The 1,850-nt window shown below is 69.2% G+C and carries 3 protein-coding genes; 2 read left to right on the top strand and 1 reads right to left on the bottom strand.

The window, feature by feature from the left end; translation table 11 throughout:
- A partial coding sequence (locus D588_RS0114480; RefSeq protein ID WP_017916492.1) for a LysR substrate-binding domain-containing protein occupies positions 1–644 on the top strand: 644 nt, incomplete at its 5' end.
- Positions 645–760: 116 nt separating this feature from the next.
- Here the strand turns inward: D588_RS0114480 and D588_RS0114475 are convergent.
- Positions 761–1,516, bottom strand: a complete 756-nt coding sequence (locus tag D588_RS0114475) for a DNA/RNA non-specific endonuclease (protein ID WP_017909707.1) — start codon at positions 1,514–1,516, stop codon at positions 761–763.
- 200 nt (positions 1,517–1,716) lie between these two features.
- Between D588_RS0114475 and D588_RS27910 the strand changes: the two genes are divergently transcribed.
- A partial coding sequence (locus tag D588_RS27910; RefSeq protein ID WP_157836468.1) for a PepSY-associated TM helix domain-containing protein occupies positions 1,717–1,850 on the top strand: 134 nt, incomplete at its 3' end.

The raw sequence follows: 1,850 nt of genomic DNA, 5'->3' as shown, positions 1-1,850 counted from the left end.
TGCAGCGCGCGGCGGGCCGCCACGGCGATGCGGTGCGCGGCACGGTGCGCATCGCCGCCAGCGAGGTGATCGGCGCGGAAGTGCTGCCGCCGGTGCTGGCGGCCTTGCGCCGCGCACATCCGCACCTGCGGCTGGAACTGGTGTTGAGCAACCGGGTGCAGGACCTGCTGCACCGCGAGGCCGACGTGGCGGTACGCATGACCCGGCCCACCCAGGACGTGCTGGTCGCGCGCCGCGTCGGCGAGGTGGCGGTGGCGCTGTTCGCGCACCAGGACTACGTGGACCGGCATGGCTTGCCGCAGGCGCTGGAGGAACTGCCGCAGCACGCGCTGATCGGCTTCGATACGGAAACGCCGTTCCTGCGCGCCGCCCGCAGTGCGCTGCCGCCGTGGCGGCGCGAGGCGTTCGCGTTGCGCGCCGACAGCGACCTGGCGCAACTGGCCTTGCTGCGCGCCGGCTGCGGCATCGGCTTCTGCCAGGTCGCGCTGGCGCGGCGCACGCCGGCGCTGCTGCCGGTGCTGCCGCAGCAGGTGCGCGTCGGCCTGGAGAGCTGGATCGTGATGCACCAGGACGTACGCGGCAGCGCCGCCTGCAGTGCCGTGTTCTCGGCCCTGGTCGAGGCGATGACGGCGCACACCGCCTGAGGGGCGTGCGCTTGCGGTGGCGGCCGGCTGGCGCACACGCGCCTCCGGCCGCCCCAACCGGGCAGGGATGTCAGGATGCTTTTACGAATCCCGAATCCCGAATCCCCAATCCCCGCTTACGGCAACGTCAGCGCGATCGGGTTGGCCTTCATGCTGGCGCTGATCGCCGGGAACGGATCCACGCCGGACATGGTGATGACGTCGTTGATCGACACCACGTCGCAGTTGATGGTGCTGTCGTTGACGCACATGTAGGCGGCCGCGCCGTTGCCCGGTTCGTACACCGCCTTCCACACGTAGTCCGGGATCTGCACGTGGTCGGCGCCGATGCTGCTGCGCGTGCCGCTATCGAAGGCCGGGCCGGTGACCACATAGACCTCGCCGCGCTGCTTGGCCAGCTGACGCACCTGCTCTTCGATCCGCGCCCACTCGCCGGTGTTGAGCTTGTGGTCCTGCGGGACCACGTTGGCCATCGAGAAGGTTTCCTTCTCCGAGTTGGTGGTCGAGGCGTCGCCGGCCGGGGTCATGTGGCCGCGGTCGAAGCCGGAGTTGGTGTAGTCCGAGGTATGCGAGCGGTCGGCGGCCGGGATGCCGGTCTCGTCGTGGAAGGAGCCGACGCGGCCGATCGATTCGGCGCCGGCGACCTGCTGGTCGGTGATGTGCTCGGCCGAGTACAGCGGGCCCTTGGTCACGCCGGAGGCCATCAGCACGTATTCGGTATGGCAGACCTCGGTGGTGCGGCTGGTGATCGACGCGTCGAGCGTCGGCGCCTTGCCGCCGGCGTAGAGCGTGGGACAGCTGGTGGCGGCGCTTGCCGCCTGGGCGGCGAACAGCGCAAGCAGGGCAAGACAACCGCGCAGGGAGACGGACATTGCAGGAACCTCGGCTGGTCAGGAGAGGTGAAGAAACTGGCGAGATTCGATGTCTGTCGGGTGACCGCTGGATGTGCCGCAAATGGCAACTGCGCCGTGGGTCACGTTTGGCGGTAGACGTCGCGCGGCGACGGATCAATCGCATGCGATAAGCGTTCTCATTTACAATGCGCGACCGCCCTGTCCCGCACCGCGCCGACGTGATCAAGTCCTTGTTGTTCCAGCTGCACTGGCTGCTCGGCATCAGCGCCGGGCTGGTGCTGTCGGTGATGGGCCTGAGCGGGGCCACGCTCGCCTTCGAGGACGAGATCGTGCGCCTGGCCAATCCGCCGCT

The organism is Xanthomonas sp. SHU 308 (genome assembly GCF_000364645.1).
In the GTDB taxonomy this organism is placed as follows: domain Bacteria; phylum Pseudomonadota; class Gammaproteobacteria; order Xanthomonadales; family Xanthomonadaceae; genus Xanthomonas_A; species Xanthomonas_A sontii.
This window is presented reverse-complemented; position numbering and strand designations above follow the sequence as displayed.